The sequence below is a fragment of the Mediterraneibacter sp. genome, from assembly GCF_030825015.1.
In the GTDB taxonomy this organism is placed as follows: Bacteria; Bacillota; Clostridia; order Lachnospirales; family Lachnospiraceae; genus Mediterraneibacter.
Map to the genome: position 1 here is coordinate 1 of NZ_JAPJQP010000009.1, position 24,156 is coordinate 24,156.

At 39.1% G+C, this 24,156-nt stretch carries 17 protein-coding genes; 9 read left to right on the forward strand and 8 right to left on the reverse strand.

All coding sequences use genetic code 11. The annotated features are described in order from the left end of the window. Positions 1-75 precede the first annotated feature (75 nt). Positions 76-2,163 (reverse strand): polyribonucleotide nucleotidyltransferase, encoded by a 2,088-nt coding sequence (locus RCH61_RS05755; RefSeq protein WP_306480105.1) that lies wholly within the window; start codon positions 2,161-2,163, stop codon positions 76-78. A gap of 274 nt (positions 2,164-2,437) precedes the next feature. On the opposite strand from RCH61_RS05755, the gene RCH61_RS05760 reads away from it, so the two are divergent. The 6 genes from RCH61_RS05760 to RCH61_RS05785 all read left to right on the forward strand — a co-directional run bounded on the left by RCH61_RS05760 (position 2,438) and on the right by RCH61_RS05785 (position 11,313). Continuing rightward, positions 2,438-2,860, forward strand: coding sequence for a putative ABC transporter permease (locus RCH61_RS05760; RefSeq protein WP_306480106.1), 423 nt, complete (start codon positions 2,438-2,440; stop codon positions 2,858-2,860). A gap of 99 nt (positions 2,861-2,959) precedes the next feature. Beyond that, on the forward strand, positions 2,960-5,611 hold the full coding sequence (gene mutS / locus RCH61_RS05765; RefSeq protein WP_330692933.1) for a DNA mismatch repair protein MutS: 2,652 nt from the start codon (positions 2,960-2,962) through the stop codon (positions 5,609-5,611). A 33-nt stretch (positions 5,612-5,644) separates the two neighbouring features. After that, positions 5,645-7,684: a DNA mismatch repair endonuclease MutL gene (gene mutL / locus RCH61_RS05770; protein WP_306480107.1), complete on the forward strand. Its 2,040-nt coding sequence runs from the start codon at positions 5,645-5,647 to the stop codon at positions 7,682-7,684. After that, positions 7,685-8,629: a tRNA (adenosine(37)-N6)-dimethylallyltransferase MiaA gene (gene miaA, locus RCH61_RS05775; RefSeq protein ID WP_306480108.1), complete on the forward strand. Its 945-nt coding sequence runs from the start codon at positions 7,685-7,687 to the stop codon at positions 8,627-8,629. It abuts the gene before it with no gap. 44 nt (positions 8,630-8,673) lie between these two features. After that, positions 8,674-9,984 (forward strand): methionine gamma-lyase family protein, encoded by a 1,311-nt coding sequence (locus tag RCH61_RS05780; protein WP_306480109.1) that lies wholly within the window; start codon positions 8,674-8,676, stop codon positions 9,982-9,984. A 54-nt stretch (positions 9,985-10,038) separates the two neighbouring features. After that, positions 10,039-11,313 carry an NAD(P)/FAD-dependent oxidoreductase gene (locus RCH61_RS05785; RefSeq protein ID WP_306480110.1) on the forward strand — a complete coding sequence of 425 codons (1,275 nt, stop codon included), beginning with the start codon at positions 10,039-10,041 and terminating at the stop codon, positions 11,311-11,313. 94 nt (positions 11,314-11,407) lie between these two features. Here the strand turns inward: RCH61_RS05785 and lexA are convergent, their stop codons facing one another. Further along, complete coding sequence (lexA, locus tag RCH61_RS05790; protein WP_306480111.1) at positions 11,408-12,025, reverse strand: transcriptional repressor LexA; 618 nt, start codon at positions 12,023-12,025, stop codon at positions 11,408-11,410. A gap of 345 nt (positions 12,026-12,370) precedes the next feature. Between lexA and RCH61_RS05795 the strand changes: the two genes are divergently transcribed. Continuing rightward, positions 12,371-12,733: a LysM peptidoglycan-binding domain-containing protein gene (locus tag RCH61_RS05795; protein ID WP_306480112.1), complete on the forward strand. Its 363-nt coding sequence runs from the start codon at positions 12,371-12,373 to the stop codon at positions 12,731-12,733. A 233-nt stretch (positions 12,734-12,966) separates the two neighbouring features. Beyond that, positions 12,967-14,067 carry a tyrosine-type recombinase/integrase gene (locus tag RCH61_RS05800; RefSeq protein WP_306480113.1) on the forward strand — a complete coding sequence of 367 codons (1,101 nt, stop codon included), beginning with the start codon at positions 12,967-12,969 and terminating at the stop codon, positions 14,065-14,067. Positions 14,068-14,070: 3 nt separating this feature from the next. On the opposite strand, the gene RCH61_RS05805 is transcribed toward RCH61_RS05800, so the two are convergent. Continuing rightward, a complete protein-coding gene (locus RCH61_RS05805; protein ID WP_306480114.1) occupies positions 14,071-14,919 on the reverse strand; it encodes a YitT family protein in 849 nt (282 codons plus the stop codon). Positions 14,920-15,193: 274 nt separating this feature from the next. Between RCH61_RS05805 and RCH61_RS05810 the strand changes: the two genes are divergently transcribed. Next, positions 15,194-15,928 (forward strand): tRNA lysidine(34) synthetase, encoded by a 735-nt coding sequence (locus RCH61_RS05810; RefSeq protein WP_306480115.1) that lies wholly within the window; start codon positions 15,194-15,196, stop codon positions 15,926-15,928. Positions 15,929-16,027: 99 nt separating this feature from the next. On the opposite strand, the gene RCH61_RS05815 is transcribed toward RCH61_RS05810, so the two are convergent. The 5 genes from RCH61_RS05815 to RCH61_RS05835 all read right to left on the reverse strand — a co-directional run bounded on the left by RCH61_RS05815 (position 16,028) and on the right by RCH61_RS05835 (position 24,154). Next, positions 16,028-20,830 (reverse strand): beta-N-acetylglucosaminidase domain-containing protein, encoded by a 4,803-nt coding sequence (locus RCH61_RS05815; protein WP_306480116.1) that lies wholly within the window; start codon positions 20,828-20,830, stop codon positions 16,028-16,030. 229 nt (positions 20,831-21,059) lie between these two features. Continuing rightward, on the reverse strand, positions 21,060-21,707 hold the full coding sequence (locus RCH61_RS05820) for a cytidylate kinase-like family protein (RefSeq protein ID WP_306480117.1): 648 nt from the start codon (positions 21,705-21,707) through the stop codon (positions 21,060-21,062). 132 nt (positions 21,708-21,839) lie between these two features. Further along, complete coding sequence (locus RCH61_RS05825; protein ID WP_306480118.1) at positions 21,840-22,751, reverse strand: RluA family pseudouridine synthase; 912 nt, start codon at positions 22,749-22,751, stop codon at positions 21,840-21,842. Positions 22,752-22,796: 45 nt separating this feature from the next. Beyond that, positions 22,797-23,345 (reverse strand): signal peptidase II, encoded by a 549-nt coding sequence (gene lspA / locus RCH61_RS05830; protein WP_306480119.1) that lies wholly within the window; start codon positions 23,343-23,345, stop codon positions 22,797-22,799. A gap of 14 nt (positions 23,346-23,359) precedes the next feature. Continuing rightward, the gene (locus RCH61_RS05835) at positions 23,360-24,154 is read right to left on the reverse strand and encodes a YlmH family RNA-binding protein (RefSeq protein ID WP_306480120.1); all 795 of its coding nucleotides are present in this window, start codon (positions 24,152-24,154) and stop codon (positions 23,360-23,362) included. Positions 24,155-24,156 lie beyond the last annotated feature (2 nt).

The following is a 24,156-nucleotide window of genomic DNA, read 5'->3' on the forward strand; positions in this document are numbered from 1 at the left end:
AAAAGGGAGCTATTGCTCCATAGATGATTACTCATCTATTTTGCAACAGCCCCTGCCCTTTTTTGAACTTTTGTTTTATTCTGCAACGTCTCTGATACTGAAGCTGAATCTTCCCATTTTATCTTTGCCGAGACATACGGCTTTTACAACATCGCCGAGTGAAAGGACGTCTTCTACTTTATTTACACGTTCTTTTGCGATTTTTGAAATGTGAACAAGCCCTTCCTTACCTGGTGCAAATTCAAGAAATGCGCCGAATTCTTTAATACTTACAACTTTTCCTTCGAATACTTGTCCTGCTTCAAAATCTGTTACGATCGTGTGGATGATCTTAGCAGCTTTTTCCATAGCGTCCTTTTCTGTACCGCAGATGGAAACGGCGCCTTCATCATCAATATCAATTTTAACGCCTGTCTGCTCGATGATCGCATTAATTGTTTTTCCGCGCTGTCCTACGACATCTCCGATTTTCTGCGGATCGATCTGCATCTGAATGATCTTAGGAGCAAATTCACCGACCTCAGTTCTCGGTTCGGAAATTGCTTTATTCATAATTTCATCGATGATATAAGTTCTGGCTTTCTTTGTTGCTGCGATCGCTTCTTCTATGATTGGTCTTGTCAGTCCATGAATCTTAATATCCATTTGGATTGCTGTAATACCCTTATGTGTACCTGCTACTTTAAAGTCCATATCGCCGAAGAAGTCTTCCAGTCCCTGGATATCTGTAAGAACAAGATAATCGTCATCTGTTTCGCCTGTTACAAGACCCGCGGAGATACCTGCTACGGCAGCTTTGATCGGAACACCGGCAGTCATAAGAGACATACTGGATGCACAAACACTTGCCTGAGAAGTGGAACCGTTTGATTCAAATGTTTCGGAAACTGTACGGATCGCATACGGAAATTCAGATTCGCTTGGAAGTACCGGAAGAAGAGCTCTTTCCGCAAGCGCTCCATGACCGATCTCGCGTCTTCCCGGACCTCTGGAAGGTTTTGTTTCACCGACAGAATAGGACGGGAAATTATAGTGATGCATATATCTTTTTGTTGTCTCTGATTCATCTAAACCGTCAAGTCTTTGTGCTTCAGAAAGTGGTGCAAGCGTTGTCACGGTACAGATCTGAGTCTGTCCTCTTGTAAACATTGCAGAACCGTGTACACGCGGAATTAAGTCCACTTCTGCAGCAAGAGGTCTGATCTGATCGATTGCGCGTCCATCCGGACGTTTGTGATCTTTTAAGATCATCTTTCTTACTGTTTTTTTCTGATACTGATAAACAGCTTCTCCGAGAACGGCGAGCCAATCTTCATGATCAACAAATGCTTCTTCGAGTTTTTCTGTGATCTGACGGATATTATCTTCTCTTGTCTGTTTTTCATCTGTGAATACCGCTTCTTCCATTTCGGCAGGAGGTACGATTTCTTTGATGGCATCGAACAGTTCTTCCGGAACGGCACAGCTTTCATATTCATGTTTTGGTTTTCCGCATTCTGCAACGATTGTATCGAAGAATGCAATGACTTCCTGATTCAGTTCATGTGCGGCAAAAATTGCCTCGATCATACGGGCTTCCGGCACTTCGTTTGCACCGGCTTCGATCATGATTACTTTTTCTTTTGTAGAAGCTACTGTAAGTGCGAGATCAGATACTTCTCTTTGTGCTGCCGTCGGGTTGAACACAAATTCTCCGTCGACAAGTCCTACCTGTGTTGTTGAGATCGGACCGTCAAATGGGATATCGGAAATACTTGTCGCGATAGATGCGCCGAGCATTGCGGTGAGTTCCGGGCTGCAGTCCTGATCTACTGACATTACAAGGTTTTCCAAAGTTACGTCGTTTCTGTAATCTTTCGGGAAAAGCGGACGCATCGGGCGATCGATGACACGGTCTGTCAGGATCGCATTTTCGGATGCTTTTCCTTCTCTTTTATTAAATCCTCCGGGAATTTTACCGACTGCATAAAGTCTTTCATTGTATTCAACACTAAGAGGGAAGAAATCAATTCCGTCTCTTGGTTTTTCAGATGCTGTGGATGTACACAAAACAGTTGTGTCTCCGTAATGCATCAGAACAGCGCCGTTCGCCTGTTTAGCAACTCTGTCTACATCGACACGCAATGTTCTGCCTGCAAGTTCCATTTCATACGTCTTGTACATGTTAATCTCCTTTTCAATCTATGTTATATCAATCGTGAACGGTTTTTAGAAGTGTCCCGAAACTACTGAAAAGCACATTTACATAGTAAATATGTTTTTCAGTGGTCTCGGATACTCTGAACTGTCCATAATCTTATTTATTATATCATACCGTGTTGACTTAGGCAAACATTTTGAAAAACGAATCGTAATATATGAAATGGAGAAACATGTTATATATTTCCCTAAAATGTTTAAACTATAAAATAGAGAAAAACAGGAGATGATTCAGAAGATGAAAATGAAAAAATTAAGTGAATATTTGTTTATGGGAACGCTTGGAGGAACCCTTTACTATATGACAGAAATTTTGTTCAGAGGCTATTCTCATTGGTCAATGTTTCTGCTTGGAGGGTTCTGTTTTCTTTTTTTTGCTCAGCAGGGGCTGTGGACGAAATGGAAAGAGCCGCTTTGGAAACAGGTTCTTTGGTGTACTGCATTTGTGACGGCCGCTGAATTTATTACAGGGATGATCGTAAATAAAATAATGCATTGGAATGTGTGGGATTATACAGATCAGCCGTTTCATCTTATGGGACAGATCTGCCTTCCGTTTACGATCCTTTTTTCAGGTTTGTGTGCGTTGGGAATTATTGTGAGCGGGTATCTTCTCTGCTGCCTGTATGGGGAGGAAAGACCGAAGTTTCATATATTATAATGTTGAACACATTTTCTAAAAATGCTATACTACCTTAGAAAAGGGCATAGGAAGTTTTATGCCCGAAGTTGTTATTTTTATATACAAAGGAGTAGGAATGTGGCTGAATTAACACCGATGATGAAGCAGTATATGGAGACAAAGTCTCAATACCAAGACTGCATTCTGTTTTATAGATTAGGCGATTTTTATGAGATGTTTTTTGAGGATGCACTGACTGCATCGCGAGAACTTGAGATTACTTTGACCGGAAAAAGCTGCGGGCAGGAAGAGAGGGCGCCGATGTGCGGAGTTCCATACCATGCAGTGGAAGGATACTTAAACCGTCTTGTTTCCAAAGGGTATAAAGTGGCGATCTGTGAGCAGGTAGAAGATCCGAAGACGGCGAAAGGAATTGTCAAAAGAGAAGTTGTGCGTATTGTAACACCTGGAACGAATCTTGATACACAGGCGTTGGATGAGACAAAGAATAATTATATTATGTGTATTGTGTACATCGCTGACAGATACGGCGTTTCGGTCGCCGATATCTCTACCGGTGATTATTTTGTGACGGAGATACCGGATAGTGTAAAGTTAACAGATGAGATCTATCGTTTTTCTCCTTCTGAAATTATCTGCAACGAAGCGTTTTATATGAGCGGCGTAGATTTAGATGGTATGAAAGACCGCCTGGGGATTACAATCTATTCTCTTGAGTCATGGTATTTTGACGATGAAGTATGCCGTAAGAAACTTTTAGAACATTTTGAAGTTTCGTCATTTGCCGGACTCGGACTTGCAGATTATGATTGCGGGATTATCAGCGCAGGGGCGCTTCTTCAATATCTGCTGGAAACGCAAAAAAATTCTCTTTCGAATCTGACGCATATAACCCCTTACGCGGCAGGTAAATATATGATGCTGGACAGTTCGACAAGAAGAAATCTGGAATTGTGTGAGACTCTTCGAGAAAAACAAAAGAGAGGATCTCTTCTATGGGTGCTTGATAAGACGAAGACAGCAATGGGCGCGCGGACATTGAGAAAATATGTGGAGCAGCCTCTGATTGATAAATCTGCGATCCTTCGCAGGCTGGATGCGGTACAGGAATTAAAAGAGCAGGCGATCTCAAGAGAAGAGATCAGGGAATACCTTTCTCCGGTGTACGATCTAGAGCGTCTGATTACAAAAATTGCATACGGTACGGCGAACCCCAGAGATCTGACAGCATTTCGGAGTTCCTTGGAGATGCTTCCGGCTCTTCGGTATATACTGCAGGAGATGAGTGCAGAACTCTTAAAAGAAATCTGTCAAGATCTTGATCCTCTTGAGGATCTCTGTACGCTTGTAAAAGAAGCAATCAGAGAAGAACCTCCGATTGCAATGAAAGAAGGAAATATTATCAGAGACGGGTATAACGAGGAAGTCGATAAACTGCGCCGCGCCAAATCTGATGGGAAAGACTGGCTTGCAAAGCTTGAAAATGACGAACGGGAAAAGACCGGAATTAAAAATTTGAAAATCAAATATAATAAAGTGTTCGGGTACTATTTAGAAGTGACTAATTCGTACAAAGAACTCGTTCCGGAATATTATACGCGAAAGCAGACACTGGCAAATGCAGAGAGGTATATCACCCCGGAATTAAAAGAGTTGGAAGATATGATACTTGGGGCAGAGGACAAGCTGTATGCTCTTGAATATGAACTTTACAGTGAAGTCAGAGAATGTATTGCAAATCAGGTGGAGCGTATTCAAAAGACAGCAAAGGCTGTGGCAGCGCTGGATGCATTTGCTTCTTTTGCTCTTGTGGCGGAGCGCAATAATTATGTTCGTCCGAAAATCAACGAAAAAGGAGTTATTGATATTAAGGAAGGGCGACATCCGGTTGTAGAGCGGATGATCCCGAACGAAATGTTTATTTCAAACGATACATATCTTGATGATAAAAAGCATCGGATCTCAATCATTACCGGTCCGAATATGGCAGGAAAATCAACTTATATGCGTCAAACAGCTCTGATCGCGCTTATGGCGCAGATCGGTTCTTTTGTTCCGGCTAAAAGTGCAAATATTGGTTTATCTGATCGGATCTTCACAAGAGTCGGGGCATCGGATGATCTTGCTTCGGGACAGAGTACTTTCATGGTTGAAATGACAGAAGTAGCGAATATCCTCAGAAATGCCACTTCAAAAAGTTTGCTGATCTTAGATGAGATCGGGAGAGGAACAAGTACTTTTGACGGGTTATCGATCGCCTGGGCGGTTGTGGAATATATAAGCGACAGCAGGCTGCTCGGCGCAAAAACACTGTTCGCTACTCACTATCATGAATTGACAGAGCTGGAAGGCAAAATTGATAATGTAAATAATTATTGTATTGCCGTAAAAGAAAAAGGTGATGATATCGTATTTTTGAGGAAGATTGTTAAAGGCGGAGCCGACAAAAGTTATGGAATTCAAGTAGCGAAACTTGCAGGAGTACCGGAACTTGTAATCGGACGGGCGAAAGAAATCGTAGAAGAGTTAAGTGATGAAGATATTACGGCACGGGTAAGCGAGATCGCGTCAAAAGAACGGGTTGTGAAAAAGAAGCCGAAAGCAAAGAGATATGACGATGTAGATATTGCGCAGATGTCACTTTTCGATACAGTGAAAGACGATGATGTTCTGGAAGAGTTGAAAAATGTTGACGTTGGAAATATGACGCCCATTGATGCGCTTAATACGATATACAGATTGCAGAATAAACTGAAGAACCGTTGGTAAAAAAATAGAAACGAAAAAGGAAAAGGAACTGTCATGCCTCATATTCAAGTTTTAGATCAGATAACGATTGATAAGATCGCGGCCGGAGAGGTTATCGAGCGTCCGGCTTCTATTGTAAAAGAACTTGTCGAAAATGCCATTGATGCAGGAGCATCTGCTGTGACAGTCGAAATCAAGGATGGCGGGATTACATTTATCCGCGTCAGCGATAACGGCTGTGGAATCGAGAAGGATGAAGTACGGTGTGCTTTTCTGCGGCATTCTACAAGCAAGATTCGTACCGTAGAAGATCTTGCGGCGATCCATTCGCTGGGATTTCGGGGAGAGGCGCTTTCCAGTATTTCCGCCGTGACAAGAACGGAGGTAATTACAAAGACAGAAAGTGCACAGACCGGAATAAAATATGTGATAGAAGGCGGAAAAGAAACCGCTTTGGAAGAAACAGGCGCGCCCAATGGAACAACTTTTCTTGTACATCAGCTTTTTTATAATGTTCCGGCAAGAAGAAAATTTTTAAAAACTCCGATGACGGAAGCAGGACATGTGCAGGATCTTTTGATCCATTTGGCATTATCTCATCCTGAGGTTTCTTTTCTGTTTATTAATAATGGACAGGAAAAGCTTCGGACATCCGGAAACGGAAAATTAAAAGATGTGATTTATAATGTATATGGCCGTGATGTGGCGGCGAATCTTTTAGAGATTGATTATGAAAAAAACGGACTTTCTATTTCTGGTTTTCTTGGAAAACCGATCATTACAAGGGGAAACCGGAATTTTGAAAATTTCTTTGTAAATGGAAGATATGTGAAAAGCGCGATGATTTCCAAATCGCTTGAAGATGCTTATAAAGATTTTACAATGCAGCATAAATTCCCGTTTGCGGTGCTGCATTTCAAGGTGGATGGCGATCTTATAGATGTAAATGTTCATCCAACGAAAATGGAACTCCGTTTTCAGCGTCAGCAGGAAGTGTATAACACCGTTTATGAAGCTGTTCACAGAAGACTTCTTGAGCCGGAACTGGTCCAGACTGCTTCGATTCCGGATCCGGTGGCTGTAGTACAAAAGAAAAAAGAAAGTCCGTTTTTGCTGAAGCCGAAGCCGGCAGAAAAACAGTCAGATGAGGCTGTCCATGATGAAGATTATTTTATAAAGAAAATGCAGGAACGAGTAAAGGCGTATCATGAACGATCCTCATCTGCTGAAGTTTCGAACCGAAGTGAAATCTATCGTCCGCAGCAAACAGAGCGGATACGGGAAGCAGTAACTTATGGAACAAAAGCTGAGAAAGAAGAGATTGGAAACATTCAGCTTGAAGTACAGAAGGAAAAGGCTGGAATGATTCCTCCTGAAATACAGCAAGAAGAGGTTGGAAACACTCAGCCTGAGGTAAAGAAAGAAGAGTCAGGCAACGTTCAGAGTGAAACAAAGCAAGAAAAACCAAAGCAGTTAGATTTGTTTGAAGAAAATTTTCTGAAGCGGGAAATGAAAGCAGAGTATCAACTGATTGGTCAGGTGTTTGATACTTACTGGCTCGTACAATTTCAGGACAGTCTTTACATTATCGATCAGCATGCAGCACATGAAAGGGTGATGTATGAAAGAACGTTGAAAGAAATGAAATCAAGAGAATATACTTCACAATATTTAAGTCCTCCGATTATTTTATCACTTTCCATGCAGGAAGCACAGCTTCTCAATGAGCATATGGATCGTTTTACACGAATCGGGTTTGAGATCGAGCCTTTCGGAGGCGAGGAGTATGCGGTAAGAGCAGTGCCGGATAATCTGTTCAGTATAGCAAAAAAAGAACTTCTTATGGAAATGATCGATGATTTGGCAGACGGAATCAATACGTCGATGACACCGGAATTAATTGATGAAAAAATTGCATCAATGTCCTGTAAAGCGGCTGTAAAAGGAAATAATCGCCTGTCAGCACAAGAAGTGGATGCTTTGATCGGTGAGCTTCTTACGTTGGAGAATCCATATCATTGTCCACACGGTAGGCCGACGATCATAGCTATGACAAAACGAGAATTAGAAAAAAAGTTTAAGAGGATCGTATAAATGAAAAAACCACTGATTATTTTGGCGGGACCGACGGCAGTCGGCAAAACGAAGGCGTCGATTATGCTTGCAAAACAGATCGGGGCAGAAATTATTTCAGCGGATTCAATGCAAGTGTATAAATATATGGATATTGGTTCAGCTAAGATTACTCGTGATGAAATGAAAGGAGTCCGGCATTATCTGATCGATATTCTTGAACCGGAAGAGGAGTTTAATGTTGTACGTTTTCAGAAACTTGCATTTGAAGCGATGGAACAGATTTATGAAAGAGGAAAAATTCCGTTGATTGTAGGAGGAACAGGGTTTTATATCCAGTCTATCCTTTATCATATTAATTTTACAGAAAATGACGGTGAGAATGCCTGCCGGAAAGAATTGGAACGTCTGGCAGAAGAAAATGGTGCGGAATATATCCATACAATGTTAGAGAAAATAGATCCTGAATCAGCTTTGCAAATACATGCAAATAATATAAAACGAACAATTCGCGCCATTGAATTTTATCATCAGACAGGCAGAAAAATATCAGAGCACAACGAGGAAGAACGGGCAAAAGAATCACCGTATCAATTTGCTTACTTTGTTTTGACAGATGAGAGAGCAAAATTATATGAAAGGATCGATCAGCGTGTAGATCTTATGATGAAAGCGGGATTAGTAGAGGAAGTCCGCTTTTTGAAAGAACGGGGAGTACGTCCTGATTCTACGGCAATGCAGGGACTTGGGTATAAAGAATTATATGCATATATGAACGGAGAGTATCCGCTTGACGAGGCAGTTCGTATTATAAAACGTGATACAAGACATTTTGCAAAAAGACAGCTTACATGGTTTAAACGGGAAAAAGATGTGATTTGGGCAGATCGTTCGGTTATCGGAGAAGGGGAACAACAGATTCTTGATTTTATGATGAATGAATTGAGAAACAGACAGATTTTATAAAAATCAAAAAAGAAGAGAAGAGCACAGTAAAGAGGAAAATATAAATGAGTAATACAGAGACAAAAACAATTTATCAGCAGTTAGGAATTTCAGAGGAGGTATGGAAATACGGACAGAAAGTGGAGGAAAGCCTGAAAGAGCGTTTCGCAGAATTTGACCGGAATGCAGAATATAACCAGCTGAAAGTAATTTCCGCTATGCAGGAATGCAGAGTCAGCGAGGGATGTTTTAATTATGCCAGCGGTTATGGTTATAATGATCAAGGTCGAGATACATTGGAAGAAGTTTATGCCGCAGCATTTCACACAGAAGCCGCTCTTGTACGTCCTCAGATCACTTGTGGAACTCATGCGCTTGCACTTGCTTTGTCTGCAAATTTAAGACCGGGTGACGAAGTAATGTCTCCGGTCGGCAAACCATATGATACATTGGAAGAAGTGATCGGAATTCGTCCGTCAAGAGGATCTCTTGCAGAATATGGAGTGTCTTACAGACAGGTAGACTTGCTGGAAGATGGTTATTTTGATTATCCTGCCATTGAAAAAGCATTAAATGAGAAAACGAAGCTTGTAACAATTCAGCGTTCCAAAGGATATCAAACGCGACCAAGTTATTCGGTACAAAAGATTGGGGAATTGATTGCGTTTATTAAAGAGAGGCGACCGGACGTTATCTGTATGGTAGATAACTGCTATGGGGAATTTGTAGAACGGATTGAACCAAGTGATGTAGGGGCGGATATGATCGTCGGCTCTTTGATTAAGAACCCGGGCGGCGGACTTGCTCCGATTGGCGGCTATGTTGCAGGAAAAAAGGAGCTTATTGAAAATTGTGCATGCAGGCTTACTTCCCCTGGACTTGGAAAAGAAGTTGGCGCATCTCTCGGCGTAATGCAGTCATTTTATCAAGGATTTTTTATGGCTCCTTCTGTTGTGTGCGGAGCACTTAAAGGAGCTGTTTTTGCCGCTAATATTTATGAAAAACTGGGTTATCCGGTTATTCCGAACGGAAACGAGAGCAGACATGATATCATTCAGGCTGTTACCTTTGGAAATGCGGAAGGTGTTATCGCGTTTTGTCAGGGAATTCAGGCTGCAGCTCCGGTAGATAGTTATGTGACGCCGGAACCGTGGGCAATGCCGGGATATGACAGTGAAGTGATCATGGCTGCAGGAGCTTTTGTACAAGGTTCTTCTATTGAATTGTCAGCAGACGGTCCGATTAAGCCGCCTTATGCTGTTTATTTTCAAGGGGGATTGACATGGCATCATGCGAAATTAGGAATTTTAAAATCACTTCAAAGTTTAATTGACGCCGGAGTGATTGATCGAACACAACTTCTTTCTCTTATTTGATTTGAGAAACAGAAGGGGACAAGCAGGAAAAATTCAGGAAAGGGCAGGAAAAATATGAAAAGAATAGCAGTGATAGGAGCAGGTGCGGCAGGATTAACAGCGGCAATCACGGCAGCTTCAAACGGTGCGGAGGTTGTTATTTTAGAACATATGGACCGCGCCGGAAAAAAAATTCTTTCGACGGGAAACGGACGGTGTAATTTTACAAATACATATCAGACTCCAAGCTGCTATCACTCGGAAAATGAAGGGTTTCCATGGAAGATTATTGAAAAATTTAACTCGGAGCACATCATAGATTTTTTCTCAGACCTTGGCGTTTATGCGAAAGAAAGAAATGGATACATGTACCCTAATTCAGATCAGGCATCCGCCGTTTTAGATGCCTTGAGAATGGAAGCCGAACGACTGAAAATAAATCTGATGCTTCAAACAGAGTGTCTGGAAATCTCTCCGGGTAAGAAAGAATTTACCATTCATATTATTCAAAATGGGAAAAAGAGTAAAATATATGCAGACAGCGTGATCATATGTACAGGATCGAAAGCTTTCCCTTCAAGCGGATCGGATGGTTCGGGATATGATTTGGCAAAAAAACTTGGTCATAGCCTCATCCCTGTACTTCCTGCTCTAGTGCAGTTGCGATGCGATGGAAATTTTTTTCGGTCGATCGCGGGAGTAAGAGTTCAGGGAACGGTTTCTATATGGTCGGAAAATCAATGTCTTGCAAAAGATACAGGGGAATTGCAGCTTACAAATTACGGAATATCAGGGATACCGGTATTTCAGGTAAGCCGGTATGCATCGATAGCATTATACAAAAAGAAATCCGTTTCAGCAGTTCTTGATTTCATGCCGGAGTTTTCAGATAGAGAATTAAAAACATTTTTAATGAAACGTGCAGAAATCCGCCCGCAAAAACAGGCTGATCAATTTTTTGTTGGATTGTTTAATAAAAAATTGGCTGATTTATGGTTGAAAGAAGGAAAATTTCCAAAAGAGAAAAAAGCAGGAACATTTACAGAAAAAGAGATCGAACAAATTGTACAGTTGATTAAAAATTTTAAAATGACTGTAACAGGAACAAATGCTTATGAACAGGCACAAGTCTGCAGAGGCGGCATCGATACGCGGGAAGTTCATCCTGATACACTGGAATCTATCTATATTCCGGGACTTTATTTTGCAGGGGAGATTCTTGATGTGGATGGAATGTGCGGTGGTTATAATTTGACCTGGGCATGGGCGAGCGGGGCTGTAAGCGGAAAAGAAGCGGCAGAAAGCAGGAACAATTTTTCCCGGAAGCGTCAAGAAGTTAAGAGCCACTGAGATTAGAAAGAGAAAAGAGAAGTATGCAGATTAAAAAAATTCTGTGTACTTCTCTTTATTTTTATCGTGTTATATCTTTTAAGTTTTCGATAGATTAATTCAAAAATCTCATCACGGCGATAACTTTGCCTAAAATGGTAACATCTTTTACGATGATTGGATCCATAAAGTCATTTTCAGGCTGGAGACGAAAAACACCTTCTTCTTTATAAAATGTCTTAACAGTAGCACCGTCATCAATTAAAGCAACAACCATATCACCGTTAGAAGCAGTAGAATCTTCTTCTACAAGAACCATATCCCCGTCGAGTATGCCGGCATTAATCATGCTTTCTCCTTTTACTTTCAAAAAGAACGTCTGCTTATTCGGCATGCGTTCTGCTGGAATCGGCCAGTAATCTTCGATATTCTCCTGTGCTAAAATCGGTTCTCCGGCAGCTACCTGACCGATAATCGGTACTTGAACCATCTCACGGCGCGTCAGATTAAACATATCGTCTAAAATTTCAATCGCGCGGGGCTTCGTCGGGTCACGACGGATATAGCCGTTTTTTTCTAATGTTTCAAGATGCGAGTGAACAGAAGAAGTTGACTTTAAATTAACAGCTTCGCAAATTTCGCGAACCGCAGGCGGAAAACCTCTCTGAAGGATCTGTGCTTTAATATATTCTAAAATTTCTTCTTGTTTTTTACTTATTTTCCCTTGTGACATAATTCCCTCCGATGTGATAAACGGTTTATTTTATTATATATTATGGTAACACAATAGAAGCTAAAAATCAAACATTTGTTACGAAAATATGTTCGATTTTTAGCTTGACAAACATTTGTTCTTGATATATAATCCAAATATAGAACATAAGTTCACGGAAACAAACATTCGATATAATGAATACATGTATACAATATGATCATGCGGGAAATTTAGGATTAACTTAATAAACTGACCTTTTGCGTATAGATCAAAAAACGAATGAAGGAAGAAATGCCGGAAGTTAAAATGTCAAAAGCAACTTTAGATGAAAAAAGCAAAAGAGGTAAAGGGGGATATATGATTATGCAGGGAAAAAGAAATGAAGGAAAACTTAGCAACAAAACAAAAAGGTCGGTTATATTAAAGAGACAGTTACGAAATATGCTCTCAGGAATTGCGATTGTTTTATGTGTGAGCATGTCATTCAGTGCATTTTTCGTTTCCGCAAAAGAAAAAGAGACAACAGATAATGAGTCATCCCATATTTATTACAGAAGCATACGAATTGAACAGGGAGATACTTTGTGGGATATTGCAAGTGAAAATCTTCCTGTAACATATAGTTCAGTTGAGAAATATGTTGAGGTGCTTAAAGAGATTAACGGACTTTCTTCCGATGAAATTTTTTCAGGGGAGAATCTTACGATTGCATATACGACTAAATGAGAATTATCTGTTTAATTTGGTATCAATATACACCCTATGTATTGATATATACACTCCTAATGGCAGCCGTGTGGAACAAAAAAGAGAGTTGTTTCATGCGGCTGCTTTATATAACAGAAATATATCTATACGACAAATACTGATTTTTCCAAAAGATATAGACGAAAAACAGTCTCTTTGGTATAATCGGTATAAACAGGAAAGAATTTATAAAGAAGGGAAATGAAAAAAATATGGGAAAAGAAAACAATACTGAGAATAAGAATTTAGAAATAAATCCTTCTGCAAAGACGTACCACGAACAAAAATATATAGATTATACTTTACGGTTAAGGGAGATATTAAAAACATTACCGCCTTTTGCAAAAGATTATTTTCGGGCGATAGAACCGACAACATCTGCTAAGACAAGGATATCATATGCATATGATATCCGGGTATTTTTTCATTTTTTGACAGAAAATAATCCTGTTTATAAAAATTATACGATGGAGCAATTTACATTATCAGATCTTGAAAGACTGGAACCTGTTGATATTGAAGAATACCAGGAATATTTGAAAGTATATAAAAATGAGAAAAAGCAAATTACAAATGCAGAGAAAGGACTTGCAAGAAAGATGTCTGCCCTGCGAAGTTTTTACGGATATTATTTTAAACGGCAGCAAATTTCCAAAAATCCGACGCTGCTTGTTGATATGCCTAAACTGCATGATAAAGCAATTATTCGTCTTGATACGGATGAGGTTGTAAAATTGTTAGATTATGTGGATCATGGAGGCGATTCTTTAACCGGTCAGAGAAAAGCTTATTTTGAGAAAACAAAAAACAGAGATCTTGCTATTTTAACATTACTTTTGGGAACAGGTATCCGTGTTTCGGAATGTGTGGGTCTTGATCTAAATGATGTGGATTTTAAGAATAACGGAATTAAAGTAATGCGAAAAGGAGGAAACGAAATGATCGTGTATTTCGGTGAAGAAGTTGCGAATGCATTAAAAGAATACATGTATACAACCCGTAAGACTACTCTCCCGCTTCCCGGTCATGAAAATGCACTTTTCTTATCTACCCAAAGAAAACGTATGGGTGTTCAGGCTGTTGAAAATATGGTGAAAAAATATGCCCGAGAAGTGACGCCAAACAAGAAAATTACACCACATAAGCTTAGGAGCACATATGGAACTTCTCTTTACAAAGAAACGGGAGATATTTATCTTGTAGCAGACGTTCTCGGACATAAAGATGTCAATACAACGAAAAAGCACTATGCAGCGCTCGATGAAGATCGACGCCGTCAGGCTGCAAAGGCAGTGAAACTACGGGAAATATAATCATTATTTTACATTCCACTGTCCGATCACTTCATTGACGGTAGAGACTGTTACAAATACTTTTTGTTTACATGTATGAAGATAATTTAAGAGCAGACGGTATTCTTGCTGTGTAATAATTGTGATCAATTCTGTTCGGTGAGTTTGATCATATGCCCCCTGAGCCGTATATAAAGTTGCGCCTCGGTTTAACTCATGGATGATGTAGTGTTGGATCGGACGATAGTCATCGGCAATGATACATACTCTTTTTCGTTTTTTAAAGCCGTCGATGAAATAATCTACTGCTGCTCCGTTGGCGTATGTTCCGAGCAAGCTGATGATCAGAGTAGGTATATCATAAACAAAGATCGATGTCATTGCAGTTATTAGCCCTGAGATTGTTAATGCCTTTCCTATTTCAATATGTGTAAATTTATTCAGCATTTTCGCCACGATATCCAATCCTCCGGACGATGCATTGACATGGAATAACAATGCTTGTCCGAGGGCAATCAGCAGGACATAGATCACAAGATCAATGACTTGTTCATTCGTAATAGAATGGTTGATCGGCATAAAATGTTCAAAAATCCAAAGATATACAGGAAGAAGCATGGATGTGTACACTGTTTTTGCACCGAACTCTTTTCCGATAAAGATAAATCCGATAATCAGTAAAAATGCGTTTAAAATAAATGTTAACACAGAGACTTGTATTCCTGATAATTTAGATAGTACGAGAGCCAAACCTGAAACGCTTCCTGCGACAATATTTCCGGGAATCATAAAGAAGTAAACTCCGGACGCAACAAGAAGCATCCCAAATGTGATAATTATTATTTCTCGAATAGATATTCCTTTACTTTTCATCTTGATACTCTCTTTTCTCGTTAAAATATAATGATAGAAATTCTTATAAAAATCAGACAAATCAAATTCTCTAAATAATATCTTATCTCGATTAGAGATGAATTTCAATCTAATTTTTCTGTGAAGCATCTGAAACCAAAGCTTTTAAAGTGTTTTCGATTTTCCTTTCTTTGATTGATGTTGATTTCGTGTAAAAAGCTTGTATTTCTATTCTCCTGTCGCTATAATAAAAAAGTCACAAATACAGTTCAGTCAGGAAAGATGAGGAAGAAAAATGCAGTTACAACGATTACTCAGTTATACTCGCAAAGCGGTGGATGAATACAGTATGATACAGGAAGGTGACCATATTGCAGTAGGAATTTCCGGTGGAAAAGACAGTCTTACCCTTCTTTATGCCCTTCATGGATTAAAGCGATTTTATCCGCAAAAATTTGAATTAAGTGCAGTAACTGTAGATCTGGGATTTGAAAATTTTAATTTGGAACCTATTCAGAATTTATGTAAAGAACTGGAAGTACCTTATAAAGTAGTGAAATCAGATATTTATGACATCTTGTTTCATGTACGTCAGGAAAGTAATCCGTGTTCGCTTTGTGCTAAGATGCGCAAAGGAGCTTTAAATGAGGCTGTAAAAGAGATGGGATGCAATAAAGTAGCTTATGCGCATCATAAAGATGATATTATTGAGACGATGCTGTTGTCTTTGATTTTTGAAGGAAGATTTTATTCTTTTTCTCCAAAAACATATTTAGATCGTATGGATCTTACTGTAATTCGTCCGATGATGTTTGTGGATGAGATGGAAGTAATTGGTTTTCGGAATAAATACTCTCTTCCGGTTGTAAAGGGAAAATGTCCTGTTGACGGACATACAAAGAGACAATATGCCAAAGAACTTTTGAGGGAACTGAACAAAGAACATCCCGGTACGAAAGAGCGCATGTTTCATGCTATTCTGACAGGTAATATTAAAGGCTGGCCTGAACGTATTATTTCCCGGCGTTAGGGCAGAAATGAAAGGTTTTAAGATTTCAAAAAAGTAAGGAGCACCGATTCATAACTCAATTTAATTAGTTATGAACCAGTGCTCTTTTTTGTTTCTCTATTACTTATTTTTTATAAAGTACTTTTTTCTGAATACAATCAGAAATGTTCCACTGCAAATAAACAAGAAAAGCAATGGTATTATTGGCGTATTATCTCCTGTTTCTACGGCTGAATTTTTGTTATCAGGAATGCGATTATTATTAGTATTATTATTATTGTTATTATTGTTAGTATCCTTATCAGTACCATCAGGAGTAAGATTTTCTGTTGAGTCTTTTTTTGTCAATCCATCGATTGCTTTCTTTAAGCCATTAATCTGCTGTTGGAGCTGTTCAACTGTCAGTTTCTCATTGCTTAAGAGCGTTTCTGCATTTGTAATCTCTTTCTTCAGAGCAGCTACAGAATCATCTGTATATTGATCAGATTCCGTTTTTTCTTTAGCAGATGCGATCAGGGAAGATAATTCCTGTTTTAACTGCTGGATCTTTTTCACATCAGGATCTTCCGGCTCGACAGGAGGAGTCGTTTCTCCTGTTCCAATGATAAGAGTCAGTGAAATTTCATTATTGGATACTTTTCCTGCACCGATTAAATTTCCATTTAAAACAAGTGTTGCATCTTGATCGGCATTGTATTTTGAAAGATCCCAATTCACAAAAAGAGAGGCCGGATCCAGTGTTTTATCGCTGTTTTTTAATGCGAGTTTTCCTGTAATAAGCGATGGAAGTAATTTTTTCAGTTCTTTTTCAGAAGTACCCTTATCAATTTTAATGTCATTGATCGGAAGATATTCTTTCAATTCTGTTTCAGAAGAAATTCTTTTTCCGGTTATAGTAAGTTCTTCCAAACCGACACAGTTTCCGATAGCGGCGCTGTTCAACTCATGGAATAACAATTTCACATATCTTCCGACGATCGGCTGATCAAGTGTAATCTCATGAGTAGGATGTGCTGCGCCGTTAGGTTCATACTTGAGTGTTTTTGCTGTAATCCAATTTTCTTTATCTGCTGATACAAGAACCTCATAATCTGTGGGGTAGACAAGGTTAAAATATTCTGCTGTAAGAGATTCTATTATATTTGTAGTTTCTCCAAGATCAACAATGATCCAAGCCTCTTTGTCTGCCTGAGATCCCTTGATATAGTTACTGTTCCATCGCGTATCCCGATTTCCGTCTACAGCAAAATCTTTCTGATCTCCGTTAAGTTCTGTTCCGGATACTTCAACCGGACGTTTTAATGCAAGATTTTCAGAGTCGGGAATTTCCGGTTGCTCTGGTTCTTCCGGATCTGGTTCTGTGTCAATGATATGTTCGACATAAATTCCGATATCATCGGTATCTTGCAGGGAATCTTCATCTGTATAAATTTCATAAACAGAAGGCGCTTTTCCGTCAGTCCACTCCAAGCGAATTGCAAAAATATGATCGTATTTTGACGTATCAAAAGTTTTTGTTCCCTGATCAAAAGAACCAAGTTCTTCCCATTTATCGACGCCGGTTCTTACTTTTACGGAGGCGTTAGAGATTTCCTGTGCATCTTGCAGGAGGGAAATGGAGTTCAGTTTTGTGTGATCAGTCAGTCTGTATTCAAGCCATCCTGCTTCGGAATCCGTTGTTGTAAATACCGTAGAGATATCTTTGTCGATACATTTATCCAAATCGCCGGATGCGCTTGAGATTACTGGTGACGTGCTGATATCTTTTTCTACATTTTTATTGACTTCGATTTCGTGGATCCGAAGGAACGGATTATCATATTTCGATGCAACTTGATCTGTTATAAGAATGCGAATATATCTGGCTTGCTCTCCTTCCCCGTTTCCTCTGACATAACGGCACGGAGGCTCCACTTTTGTATTGTCATCTTTTACAGAAGCGATTGTTCTCCATTTATTTTTATCAGCAGAAATCTGAATATCCGCATCGTATAAATGTGCTTTTCCGTCCCATGTGGCGATGGTAACGTCATAGAGGGAAGTTAACACGCCTAAGTCTACGATAATGTAGTCATCTTTGTTTTGTCCTTGATTCGTCCATGCGTAAGTTGAAATGTCACCGTCAAACATATATTCCCACTTACCTTCTCTGAGCGGATTTGTAAAGCTTGTCTCACTCATTGTTGGAGTGATTTTCAGATTGTTTGCCGAAATTCCAAGTTTTGTCAATGTTCCTGTAATTGCTTTTTCAGTCGGATTCACAATACGGATATAACGCATTATCTGAGGTTCGTTAAAGTCTGCTGCATCCGTCCATTCAATTCCGTTCAGCGAATATTGTATTTTTGCCCCAGCAAGTCCGTCTGCCTTATATGAAATTGCAGATACGGAAGTCAAAGATGTCATTTTGATTCCAATATATTCATTCGGTTTTAATTCTATATTTTTCAGATCTTTTACACGAAATTCATTTCCGAGTACATGGAGAGGAGTCTTTTTTAAACTTTCGATATTTGTATAAATACGCTCTCCTTCTTCTGCTTTTTTATTAACAGTAAATTCACGTACATTTGTCCAATAATTCTCTTTTGCAGGAGTTATTGTACCTGTCTTGGTAAGACGGATACGGATATAGCGGGCTTTTATATCTAACCCGGATTTTTCAATATGCTGTGCAGCATCTGTTTCTTTATATTCCTGAATTGCCGTCCAAGATCCGTCAGAACCTGTTTCGGAATATTCCAAAATAAAGTTATGGAAATAATCATGGTCGGTATCAGTTGTCCCCTGCACGATTGTAATATCTGTTATCGGGATTATTCTGCCGAGATCAACTCCGTAATAGTCTCCTGTCTTTTGATTTTGCTGCCATTTACCTGCAGTTGTCAGATCCTGATCGAACAGATTGGCTGAGTTTGCGTCATCTGTTTGTTTTACTCCTCCTAAAACCGCATAGAAAGATGGTGTGACATCTGTGTTGTTGGAATCAAAAAGTGGTGTCAATGCGTTTTTAGCCCACAATGTCATAGATGAAACGAATGGATGCAGACGTTTACTTCCTGCTTCTGCCATTGTTGTTTCACCTTCTGCGGTCGGATATGTATTCCATGTTTCCAGTGCTTTTCCTGCAGCGGCAAATTTGACCCAGGCTGTATTTGTATCTTTTTCCTGAATGGCTATAACACTTTCAATGATTGCCTTTGCTCCGGAAACGATATCTTTTAAGGAGTGAAGCCAAGGGGCAAGTTCTGATTTCAAATCTTCATTTTTACAATCAACATTAAAAGTTTCGATCGCTTTTAAAATGGAATCGAACTCTGCCTGCAGATTAGCAGTTTCTTTATCGTCTTTTAAGAGTTCTCCGGTATTGACCTTCTCCATGACGCTTTCAAGCTTTTCTTTTAAGTATTCGGATTCAGGAAATCCCTGGGGTACGCGACCAGAGTGAGGACAGTTCGCAACATTGCTTGCAATCTTAAAGTAGGCATCCTGTACTTCAGGTTCGACGTAGAGGAAAGCATCCTGCCAAATTGTTTGTGCATGTTCGGAATAATCAGTATTATTCCAAAATAGAGATGCTAACTGGAACAATCCGATCTTATTGCTTTGGGCAAAACGGGAAGGATTCGATACGGCGCCTGTAAGTCCAGTGACACCGTCTCTGGCATAATGTGTAATATCTCCAAGATAAATTCCTGATTTGGCATGTTCGTTTACCGGATAATTCAGCCAGAAACAAACTTTGTGACCGGTCTTTTCTGATACATAATTAATAGTTTCCTGTGTAATCGGTGAATTTACATCGTCGCCTGTCCAATAGAGGATAATGGATGAATCGAGTGCTTTTAATGCTTCCAATTCTGCTGCATTTGCCCATCCTTTATTATATCCTTGCATACAGTAAGTGATCGGTTTACAGTTCTTTGGCTGAATGAATTCAGTTGTTAATTTATTCAGAAGATTTACAACATCTTCATGTGTGCCGCTTCCAAAGTCATCGTTCAGAATATCAAATTTTCTGACGCCAGCATCATAAAGCTGCTGGAATTTGGCAAGTAATTTTTCATATCGTTCATTGTAAGCTGTTTCATTTGATGTATCTAAACCGCTAAAAAATCCTGAAATATGCACGGACCATGCATAGTAGCATTTTGTTTCTTCCCCGACTTTGACAAGTTCTCTGATTTGATCAATCTCATTTTGCGGATAAAGTTCGCCCCATTTATTCGTATGATATGGATCTGTTTTTGATGCATAAACATAATTGTTCATTTTTACATCACGAGCGAACCGCATCAGACTCTCTCTTGATTTATAATCCCATCCGCCATAGAATCCTTCAATAAATCCACGATATTCTATGCCTGCAAAATCTTCGATCTGCACATTGCGAAGTTGTGGAGAATCATAAGATTTCAGCATCATTTGCAATGTGGCAACGCCGTAAAATGTGCTGTCGCTGTCTTTTCCTACAATGGAGATGACGTTGTCTTTGGCGCTGAGCACATATGAATCTGTCTTAGAAAACAAATCGTCTGTTTTAATTGTTACATTCTTATCGACATAGTCGCTTGCTTTCCCGGAAGAACCGTTTGTTCCTAAAAGGATCGTAGTTTCCCCATCTGCAATATCTTCTGCCTGTACAACAGTTTTTCCGTAGTTTGTTATCACTTCTTCCAGAAATTTCTTTGTTGCTTCGTCAATGTCATCTTCATATATAACATTGACTGTATCTGACATAGCGAATTCTCCGTTTTCGTAAACTACAGATTGAGGAATCGGATAAATTTTATAAACGTTTGTTTCCTTTTCCTTTGCTTCCGCACGAATACCGATCCCGCTGCACAGCGGCAGGATCAAAGCTGCTATGAGCAAAATGCTCAAAATTGTTTGGCGGATTTTAAATTGTTTGAATTTTTTCATAAGCTTCCCCCAGCTCCTTTTCGTCATTTTCTATAAAATTTCCCTATTATTTTTATAATACTATATATACCTAACAAAATCAATTATAGAAATCGTTTTATACAAGATAATGGTTCATATAGAAGAGAATATAATCAGATCAAATAAAAAATCCCGAAAACGATAAAACAAATTTATAATTAAGAAAATTTATTTTACCATCTCCGGGAAATAGGATCCTATATATTTATTAGATTTTTTTACTTTCTTTTGCAATACTCTCTTTTAGATTTACATAATCGATAATTGCTTTTGCAGTGCCGTCTATACCAAGTTCAGAACTTGTAAGACAAAGTTCGTAGCTTTTCGAGTCGGACCACTTTTTATTCGTATAATAGTTATAATAGCCTGCCCTTTTCTTATCTGTTTTAAGAATCATATCTTTCGCTTTTGCATCTGTCAGATTATAAATCCTTGCGATACGTCGTATTCTTGCGTCTAAATCGGCATGAATGAAAACACTTACTACATTTTTATAAGACTCGAGCGCATAATCGGCACATCTTCCGACGAGGATACAAGGACCTTCATCTGCAATTTTTTTTATGGCATCAAACTGTGCAAGAAAAACTTTATGGTTGATCGGCATATCTGTATATGTATTTCCTGAATATCCCATAGAATAGGTATCCATTACAAGGGAGTAGAGAAAACTGCTTGTCGGCTTCTCGTCATGAGATTCGAAAATTTCTTCACAAATACCGCTTTCTTTTGCGGCGCGTGCAAGCATTTCCTTGTCATAAAGTTTGATTCCAAGTTGTTCGGCAACCCGATTTCCAATCTCGCGTCCGGCGCTTCCGAATTCTCTTCCGATAGTAATGATCGTATTTGTTTTCATATGAAGTCACTCTCCTTTACGTCAATAATATGTGATTATGCATAAAAATCAGATGTATAAACGAACTGCATATGAGTATTATAGCTAAAAACAAGCGAAAATACAATAGTTTATAAAGTAAGTGATTTAAAATCATTGTTTTTCTAATTGGGTAAGAAGTTTTTCAAAGTATTCAGGAAGCGGGGCGTCAAATTCAATATATTTTCCTGTGGAAGGATGGATCACTCCGAGAATTTTGGCGTGAAGAGTCTGTCCTTGAAGTTTGAAAGGAGATTTTGACGGTCCATATAAACGATCTCCTAAGATCGGATGCCCGATGCTTGCCATATGAACACGAATCTGATGAGTACGTCCTGTTTCTAATTCACATTCGATATAAGTATAATTACAAAAACGGTGCAAAACTTTATAATGTGTAACTGCAGGTTTTCCGTTTTTCGCTTTTGTACTCATCTTTTTCCGGTCGATCGGATGCCTTCCGATCGGCGCCTCGATCGTTCCGATATCTTCTTTTAGATTCCCGTGAACGATGGCATGATATCGCCGTGTAATAGAATGTTCTTTCAACTGATCGGCTATGATCTGATGCGCTTTATCGTTTTTGCATATAAGGAGCGATCCAGTTGTATCCATATCGATCCGGTGTACAATTCCAGGGCGAAGAACTCCGTTGATTCCTGAAAGATTGTGTTCGCAGTGATACATGACGGCATTGACAAGAGTATGACTGTAATGTCCGGGAGCCGGATGTACAACCATGCCTTTTGGTTTGTTTACAACAAGAATATCAGAATCTTCATATAAAATGTCAAGCGGGATTTCTTCAGGAAGAATATCTAACATTTCAGGATCGGGAATAAGGATATCTATCTCATCGTTCTCATTGATTTTGTAATTCGCTTTGGCAGATTTTTGATTGACGGTAATTTTTTCGTCTTTCAGCAGCTTTTGAATATAAGAACGGGAAAGGTTCTCAAGATTTTCACTTAAAAATCTGTCAATCCTTTCCCCGCTGCAATCGGCTGTCAGTTTGATCTGTTCCATAGTATGTGACCTTTCTGTTTTATATGAAATAGATTGCAGATTAATTTATTTATCAAAAGAAGCGCGTCTTGATTTGTGAAGGAAATCAAAATCAGAATCTTCTTTATAATAAAATAAAATTAAAATCGCAAAAGTGATACATGCTGCAACCACATAGCAGTCAGCTACGTTAAAGATTGGAAAATCAATCAATTTGAAATAGAAAAAATCGATTACATAATTTAACCTTACTCGATCAATTAAGTTGCCGATAGCTCCGGCGATCAGCAGAATCGAACAAATCCGAAGAGGCATATATTTTTTTTCATAAGGGAGCTTTCCATATATAAAAAAGACAACTGCGCATATAACTAAAGCCCCTATGATGAACAGAAACTGTTTATTTTGGAGTATTCCGAATGCCATTCCTCTATTTTCAAGATATTGCAGTTCAAAGATGCCTTCTATGAGCACTTTTGCATGGTTGCCTTTTAAATACGCTGCTGCAAAATATTTTGTAATTTGATCGAAAAAAATTGCAGCTCCGATCCCAAAAATTGCTATAAGATAGCTTTTTAATAAACGAAAATTTTGTTTCTCTGTTTCTAAAGCCATTGTGTTCTCCATATCTAAATATATTTATATATCTGCGCATAGATTCGATTTTTCCGCGTTTTATTTCCGATTCCTACAAAACGAAATTTCCCCATTCCGCGGACTGAGATCAGATCTCCTTCTTCCGGCTGATATCCATTGCTTGTAATCAATTTCCCATTAACGAAAACTTTTCCTCCTTCGATCAGTCCGGTAAGCTTTGTCCGTGAAGAAGAAAAGGCAAGAGCCAATAAAGTGTCCAGACGAACAGAAGCGACAGTTCCGCTGATTTCTTCGTATTTTGGAGTATATTGAATATCAAAAAAAGGAACTTCTTCTGCCTTAACAGAAGTATGACGGATCCGGGTCAGTTCTTCACATATAAAAGCAGCGACGTCATTATGAACAAAGAGAAGCGCTGTACTGTTTTGCATAAGAATATCGCCGATTTTCACTCGATCAATTCCCAAATTCAGAACTGCCCCCAAATAATCTCTGTGAGTGAGATCTTCTGAAAATTTACGATTCAAAGGAAGGATCTGAATCATTTTAAACGGATAAGGCGGAACTGTGCCTTCTTTTTCTCCGTAACGCAAATAAAGAGCATCAGGGATAAACGCAGCCATCTGACGCTCTGCCATGTCATACCCGCCGAAAGTAATGATTTGTGAAAACCATTTGTCTTTCGGCAGTGTATGAAGTATATTTTGTTCGTTTAAATTCAGAAAATCGGAGTAAGTTATAATATCTCTTTGGTATGCAGTCCGGGATAACTCCATGAACCGTTTTTCAAGAAGATATTTATCTTTTTCAAGAGTACTGTTTCCCATGT

Coding starts and splice junctions, on each gene's coding strand:
- RCH61_RS05805 (WP_306480114.1), bottom strand. CDS start 14,919: ATGAAAAGTAAAGGAATATCTATTCGAGAAATAATAATTATCACATTT.
- RCH61_RS05835 (WP_306480120.1), bottom strand. CDS start 24,154: ATGGGAAACAGTACTCTTGAAAAAGATAAATATCTTCTTGAAAAACGG.
- RCH61_RS05825 (WP_306480118.1), bottom strand. CDS start 22,751: ATGGAACAGATCAAACTGACAGCCGATTGCAGCGGGGAAAGGATTGAC.
- RCH61_RS05785 (WP_306480110.1), top strand. CDS start 10,039: ATGAAAAGAATAGCAGTGATAGGAGCAGGTGCGGCAGGATTAACAGCG.
- mutL (WP_306480107.1), top strand. CDS start 5,645: ATGCCTCATATTCAAGTTTTAGATCAGATAACGATTGATAAGATCGCG.
- RCH61_RS05760 (WP_306480106.1), top strand. CDS start 2,438: ATGAAAATGAAAAAATTAAGTGAATATTTGTTTATGGGAACGCTTGGA.
- miaA (WP_306480108.1), top strand. CDS start 7,685: ATGAAAAAACCACTGATTATTTTGGCGGGACCGACGGCAGTCGGCAAA.
- RCH61_RS05815 (WP_306480116.1), bottom strand. CDS start 20,830: ATGAAAAAATTCAAACAATTTAAAATCCGCCAAACAATTTTGAGCATT.
- RCH61_RS05820 (WP_306480117.1), bottom strand. CDS start 21,707: ATGAAAACAAATACGATCATTACTATCGGAAGAGAATTCGGAAGCGCC.
- RCH61_RS05780 (WP_306480109.1), top strand. CDS start 8,674: ATGAGTAATACAGAGACAAAAACAATTTATCAGCAGTTAGGAATTTCA.
- lexA (WP_306480111.1), bottom strand. CDS start 12,025: ATGTCACAAGGGAAAATAAGTAAAAAACAAGAAGAAATTTTAGAATAT.
- RCH61_RS05755 (WP_306480105.1), bottom strand. CDS start 2,163: ATGTACAAGACGTATGAAATGGAACTTGCAGGCAGAACATTGCGTGTC.
- RCH61_RS05800 (WP_306480113.1), top strand. CDS start 12,967: ATGGGAAAAGAAAACAATACTGAGAATAAGAATTTAGAAATAAATCCT.
- lspA (WP_306480119.1), bottom strand. CDS start 23,345: ATGGCTTTAGAAACAGAGAAACAAAATTTTCGTTTATTAAAAAGCTAT.
- RCH61_RS05795 (WP_306480112.1), top strand. CDS start 12,371: ATGCAGGGAAAAAGAAATGAAGGAAAACTTAGCAACAAAACAAAAAGG.
- RCH61_RS05810 (WP_306480115.1), top strand. CDS start 15,194: ATGCAGTTACAACGATTACTCAGTTATACTCGCAAAGCGGTGGATGAA.